Raw genomic sequence first — 5805 nt, forward strand, 5'->3', positions numbered from 1 at the left:
CATCTCCCCATCTCCCCATCTCCCCATCTCCCCATCTCCCCATCTCCCCATCTCCCCATCTCCCCATCTCCCCATCTCCCCATCTCCCCATCTCCCCACTCCCAAACACCATGGCACAAGGTAGAATTATGATAAGAAACATTAAGAAATGCAAATAAAGCAGCATGGTAAGCACTCAGGGCGGTAAAGGTAAGGTAGAATACCCCAAGAAAGAATTCCCGCAGAAAAAAGTCCAGAAAAAAGTAGTAGTAATCGGCGCAGGGATTGGTGGACTAACCGCTGGAGCACTCCTCGCTCGCCGAGGCTACCATGTTGTAATACTAGACCAAGCCCTAGTACCAGGAGGATGCGCCTCTACCTTCAAACGTCGGGGCTTTACCTTCGATGTTGGTGCGACCCAGGTAGCTGGCTTAGAACCTGGTGGCATTCACAAACGCATCTTTGATGAACTGGAAGTAGACCTGCCAGCCGCTACCCCCTGTGACCCTGCTTGTGCGGTATTTCTTCCCGGTGAAACTGAACCGATTAACATCTGGCGTAACCCGGAGCAATGGAAAACAGAACGACAACGCCAGTTTCCCGGTAGTGAACCCTTCTGGCAACTAATGGCAACCTTATTCAATGCCAGTTGGAAGTTCCAATCCCGTGACCCAGTGCTACCACCTCGTAATGTATGGGATTTGTGGCAACTAACCTCAGCAGTGCGTCCGGATACCTTAATTACCCTACCCTTTACCTTCATGACCGTAGCGGATGGGTTACGAGGATATGGCTTATATGACAATAAGCGTCTGAAAACCTTTCTGGATATGCAGCTCAAGCTTTATTCTCAAGTGGATGTTGATCAGACAGCACTGTTGTATGCAGCAACAGCCTTAGGAGTTTCCCAGGAACCCCAAGGGTTATTTCATCTCCAAGGTAGTATGCAAGTGTTAAGCGATCGCTTAGTAGAAGCCCTGGAAAAATGGGGGGGTAAGCTACTAATGCGCCACACCGTTGAACAGATCGAAACATCAGGTGGTAAAGCTACTGGTGTTTCGATTCGCAATCAGAAAACTGGGGAAGTTTGGACAGAACCAGCGGATGAGGTAGTTGCCAATGTTACGGTGCAAAACCTAGTCAAATTATTAGGTAATAATCTACAGACGTTGCCTAAAACCTCGATGGCAGGCTACTCGATGGCAGGCTATAAGTATCGAGTCGATAAATTACCTCCACCATCCGGTGCGTTTGTCATCTATCTTGGGGTAGATAAACGCGCAATTCCTGATGGTTGTCCTCCCCATCTTCAGTTTCTCTATGACTACGATGGACCAATTGGCGAGAATAATTCCTTGTTTATTTCGGTGAGTAAGCCAGGAGATGGACGAGCACCAGAGGGAAAAGCTACCATTACTGCCTCATCCTTTACCGATGCTGCCATGTGGTGGCGGGGATCCCAGCAAGACTATGACCGCTTAAAGGCAGAGTATACAGAAAATGCGATCGCACGTCTTAGTCAATACTTTGATTTAACACCAGAGACCATCATTCACCAAGAAGCAGCAACCCCTCGCACCTTTGCCCGTTATACTGCCAGAGAACAAGGCATTGTGGGAGGAATAGGGCAACGGATACCGACCTTTGGACCCTTTGGCTTTGCTACTCGCACACCTTGCAAAAGTTTGTGGTTAGTAGGAGATTCAACTCATCCAGGAGAAGGAACAGCTGGGGTCAGTTATTCTGCCCTTACTGCTGTACGGCAGATTGAGACATCATTTTGCTTGTAGGGGCGCAAGCAAAGGGTCCCTAGCTTGGATTATGGGGTAAAAGTCTCAAATGTCAAGATCATATGGATCTGTTTTTGGCCAGACCAGCTGTGAAAGGCTACTAACACCAACCCCAAAGAGTTAGGATTAATGACCCGACAGCCTTGCCATTAAACCCCCAAAAAGCGGGACAAAACGGGATTTTTTGGGGTTTAATGGACAATGATGACAACAAGCTCGAATATGTCTAAGGGGAAGAAAAAATCAGGCACAGTCAAAAAGCTCTCAACTCAGGTAGTTCCAGTAATTGGGATGTCAATGGTAGTTGAAGCTGAGCTTGTTGCCATGATGCAACGCTTAGGCATCGTTCGTTCTGAATCCTACAACAAGCTTGGCAGCGTTAGCCATTGGGGACTCGACTGGCGGAAAGCCTACCCAGAGGTTAGGTCTTTGAGAACTCCAGAATCTTTAGGTCTACCATCTAAACTAATGGAATGGACAGTTAACGATGTCGCTAAATCCATTAGTGCCCAACAAGCTGCTTGTATTGAAGCATTAGGAAAAATCCTGCATAAGCGATTTCCAGGTAAAGAAAATAAAAAACGTCGAAATCAATGCTATAAACAGCTATCAAGTCCCAGTTTTATAGACGATCCATTTTTGCATCGAATTGTTAGGAAGCAGTTTCAGCGGGGTCATTCAAGGATAAAAAATCAAATAGTCTATCAACAAAACGGTTACTCCTGCCAACGGATTTCTCGCCACACTTACCAGTTAGAACTGGCTGGGTTACGTCGAGGTAAACGTAATCGAATTCTTGTAAGATCTAATCGAAAAATAACAGGACAAATCCGACTAATTTACAATCTGCAGTTGCAGCGCTTTGAAATCCATTTTTTGGTTGATCATGGAACTATCAATAATCCGACTGAATGTCGTTTTGTTGGTGTAGATAAGGGTTACACAGAAGTATTTTATGATTCAGATGGTCGTGCACACGGTCTTGGCTTAGGTAAACTAGCGACCAATAAATCTGACAGAATTGTTAAGAAAAACCGAAATCGTGGCCAGTTATGGGCACTGCATAGAAAATTAGAGAAAATCGACCCAGCTAAGTCGGCTCGTATACTAGAAAATAATCTGAGCCGGAAAACAGAGAATCGTCGCTTAAGAAAAGACCAAGCAGTAATTTTAGCTGTTATAGGCGCTGCTTCTAAATCCCTTTTTAGGGGAGAATCGTTAAAAGTTTTTGCGGAGGATTTGACCCAACCAATCAAAGGTTTTCGTCAATCTAAGGCAATGTCCCGCAGGTTAAATACTTGGATGAAGGGAGCAATCCGGGACTCTTTACAGAAATGGGCTAACTGGACTGGTTCAGTAGTTTCAGAAATTCAACCGAGCTACACGTCGCAAATTGACTCCGTAACTGGCACCCTGCTAGGGGTCAGGAAAGGGGACAGTTTTACCAGGTTTAATGGGGTCGTGTTGCAGGCTGACTATAATGCTGCGAAGAATATCCTGGCTCGCGGTACAGACCAGGAAATCTCCCGGTTTATGACCAGGGTTGAAGTTCAAGCAGTATTGTTGCGCCGTACTGCGCGTTTCTTGAAAGGTATGGACTTGAGTCTTATTGACGCGGTTGAGCTAGGGTGGCTTGACTCTAAGCATAGTAAAACTCAAGCTTTTAAGGAACTCCTCACCGGGATGTGAGGAACGTCTAGATAGATGGGTGGGAGGCTTAACTCCAATTGCTGTATGACCACCCCTCACTCAGACAACAATAAATTGACCTTGACCGTTTTATTCGGAATTGTTCCGATTAATCCCGGTTTAAGAGTATCCCTCATGATCAATTTGCCAAACAGTATTTAACGGAGTTGTTAATACCTCACGGTCAGGTAGAAGTCAGCCGAGAACTAACCAGTGAAGTTCGTCAAGTCGATATTTGGTTTCTACCAACAGCTTCTAAATCCACAGCAGCACAGGAAATAGGATTGCTCGGTCAGATGGCATCAACCGCCTGTTTGTTGGAACCGTTCCGCAATGCCACAGGGATCATGGCAGTGCGTAATTGCCTGCTGAAGTTGTTTGCCCTCTACAGTGACCTGCAGCGAAAGGCACGACGAGAGCAAAACCCGATCAGTGAAACCGACTTGCCCTGTTTATGGATTTTGTCTCCTTCCTGTTCAGCCCAGCTGTTGAACGGGTTTGGTGCAAAACTTAATGATTCCGGTGATTGGGTTGCAGGAGTCTATTTTTTGCCTGAGTTCTTCAAGACAGCACTTGTCGCCATTAACCAGCTACCTCTTACCGAAGAAACCCTGTGGTTAAGAATTTTGGGACGGGATAAGACTCAAAGCCAAGCCATTAATGAGTTGCTAGCACTACCGGTCGGACACCCCTTACGGGGTAACATCTTAGAGATTCTGGCCAACTGGCGCATCAAAATAGAGGGAAGTGAAGATTTAACTGAAGACCAGAGGGAGTTAATTATGAATTTATCACCAGCTTATTTGCGTTGGCGAGAAGAAACCTTAGAGCAAGGAAATTTAGAGGGACAGCGCCTGATGGTGGAGAATCTACTAGCAGGGCGGTTTGGCACTGTTGATCTCGAATTATCCCGAACCATTGAGCCTTTGATGCAGTTGCCAATCACAGACCGTACTCAGGTGCTGCTTAACCTGTCCAACTTGTCCCGTCAGGAACTGTTGGACAGGTTTGGAGACAATCGATCGGATTGATAGCGATGCAGCGCGGTCTTGGGGAGGCAGTGCGGTCTTGGGGGTCTCCCCCGGAGACGAAACCTTAGACAGTTGAGCCTTTATGGTTGGTCGGCTATGCAGAAAAGGGTTCAAACTTATTGATTAGCGATGCAGCGCGGTCTTGGGGGTTTCCCCCACTCGCGCTTTGCATGGCTGACAAGGCGAGCCTGTCTTACGGTAACTTCAAACCATGAGCAACTGCCGTGGTTTCCCCCACTCGCGCTTTGCATCAAGACACTGTTACCGTTCAATGGGATTGCGGTGGTATTCCGATGGTGTTCGGGTATCACGAGGTCAAGACTGACCCAAAACTGTTCACCAAACCCGCTTATTTCATAGGGGCGCACGCCGTGCGCTCCTACTTGCGGTTTTTCTTTACCACTGTAGCTACCAGAAAACTAGCTCAAACCGAAAGACTGTAATAGCATTTCCAAATCAGATGTAAACCTGTATGGTCTTTTTGTCTTGTCCAATAAAACTCTGTATCTCTTTCCCCTCTTGCCTTTTGCCTGTTGGCTGTTGCCTTTTTAAGCAAGAAGTGTGTTTACAACCCAAATAAAAACCCCCTGAGCTGTTCGGTGTAGCGTGCGTGTAGCCTATAGGCTGTTAGCTTCACTGACCTTATATAGCAGCAAAAGTTTTTCTGAAAAACTGTCCGGAATTTACTTGGAAGGGAGAGAACATTTAATTGAAGGCAAGGAAAAATTAACGTGATTACAACATAAAGTTGATTAGAGTTAATTATGAATTTATCATCAGTTGATTTCGGTGGCTCTGAACCAATGTTACAAAATGTTGCTTCAAATGTCTGGGGGATTGTCTATCGGATTAAAGTGCGATCGCTCTTTAACTCCAACTCCAACCTAGGAAATTTACTTTTATCCAATAAAAGAGTTTTACTCGTTACATCATCAAGGGGATAAGTTACAGAGTTTGATATCATTTTTTTATTAATTCAATAAATAAATAAAGTTTTATTAAAATCTCCGAAAATTCGTTTAATTATGGGATGAATTACGCTACATTTAAATTAAATAAAATCACCTTAAATTTACGGTAGCATTACTTACTATAAATTCGGTTAATATTCATAACAGTATAAATGCTGTAATTAAGTTTGATAAATAACAATATCACAAACTATTCACATAATTTTTATACATTTTAATTGTGAATATAGGCCCATAAAATAGGTCGAAATAGGGAGATAGTAGGCCGAATTTTGCAGAAGTGGTTCGGACTAAAATTTAAATGCCTAATTGCTGTAAGCAATTAGAAATAGGTGGCGAACTCTA

At 44.7% G+C, this 5805-nt stretch carries 5 protein-coding genes; all 5 read left to right on the forward strand.

Annotated features, from left to right (window positions below; all coding sequences use genetic code 11):
* Positions 1 to 164 precede the first annotated feature (164 nt).
* Positions 165 to 1769, forward strand: a complete 1605-nt coding sequence (gene crtD, locus F6J99_RS40895; RefSeq protein ID WP_293122117.1) for a C-3',4' desaturase CrtD — start codon at positions 165 to 167, stop codon at positions 1767 to 1769.
* A gap of 201 nt (positions 1770 to 1970) precedes the next feature.
* Positions 1971 to 3458, forward strand: coding sequence for a zinc ribbon domain-containing protein (locus F6J99_RS40900; protein WP_293122119.1), 1488 nt, complete (start codon positions 1971 to 1973; stop codon positions 3456 to 3458).
* Between the two features lie 167 nt (positions 3459 to 3625).
* A complete protein-coding gene (locus F6J99_RS40905) occupies positions 3626 to 4489 on the forward strand; it encodes a hypothetical protein (protein WP_293122121.1) in 864 nt (287 codons plus the stop codon).
* Between the two features lie 224 nt (positions 4490 to 4713).
* Positions 4714 to 4932: a hypothetical protein gene (locus F6J99_RS40910; RefSeq protein WP_293122123.1), complete on the forward strand. Its 219-nt coding sequence runs from the start codon at positions 4714 to 4716 to the stop codon at positions 4930 to 4932.
* Positions 4933 to 5253: 321 nt separating this feature from the next.
* Positions 5254 to 5433: a hypothetical protein gene (locus F6J99_RS40915; RefSeq protein WP_149031069.1), complete on the forward strand. Its 180-nt coding sequence runs from the start codon at positions 5254 to 5256 to the stop codon at positions 5431 to 5433.
* Positions 5434 to 5805: the final 372 nt, after the last annotated feature.

It is taken from the genome of Moorena sp. SIO4G3 (assembly GCF_010692305.1).
Lineage (GTDB): Bacteria > Cyanobacteriota > Cyanobacteriia > Cyanobacteriales > Coleofasciculaceae > Moorena > Moorena producens_A.

Coding starts and splice junctions, on each gene's coding strand:
- crtD (WP_293122117.1), top strand. CDS start 165: ATGGTAAGCACTCAGGGCGGTAAAGGTAAGGTAGAATACCCCAAGAAA.
- F6J99_RS40915 (WP_149031069.1), top strand. CDS start 5,254: ATGAATTTATCATCAGTTGATTTCGGTGGCTCTGAACCAATGTTACAA.
- F6J99_RS40900 (WP_293122119.1), top strand. CDS start 1,971: ATGATGACAACAAGCTCGAATATGTCTAAGGGGAAGAAAAAATCAGGC.